The organism is Arhodomonas sp. KWT, from assembly GCF_010993615.1.
On sequence record NZ_WNXE01001170.1, the window covers coordinates 1 to 501 of the forward strand.

Below are 501 nucleotides of genomic sequence, written 5' to 3' on the forward strand. Positions count from 1 at the left end.
GCGGCAGGGTCGAGGTCAGTGCCGGGGCCACGCGCATCGTCGCCGAGGTGCAGTACTTCAGTCTCCGCCGCGCCTGGCCCGTGGCCAACGACAGGTTCCCGCTGCGCCTCACGAGGAGTTAATGATGACATCCCCCTTACGCGTGTTCTGCCTCCTGGCCCTGGTACTCGCCATAGCCCTGAACGCCCGGGCCGAGGTCGCCTTCCCCGAGCCCGGGGCGTTCATGGATGCCCTCTACGATCAGGATTTTCAGGCCAACCTGGAGGCCGCCCGCAACGGTGATGCCAGAGCTCAAGTGCTGGTCGGGGCAGCCTACACCATCGGTATCGAGTGGCAGGACGTGCCCATCGATTTCCCCAAGGCCGCCAAGTGGATCAAGAAGGCCGCCGCTCAGGACCTCGCCGAGGGCCTCTACTGGCTGGCCGGCATGTACGCCGCCGGCTACACCGTGGAGAAGAGCCCGGAGAAATGGCTCGAGCTCACCGCCGAGGCCGGCGAGCA

1 pseudogene is annotated in these 501 nt (G+C 66.7%); it reads left to right on the forward strand.

Annotated features, from left to right (window positions below):
* Positions 1 to 121 precede the first annotated feature (121 nt).
* Positions 122 to 501: pseudogene (locus G7A99_RS24785) on the forward strand (sel1 repeat family protein); the annotation flags it as partial.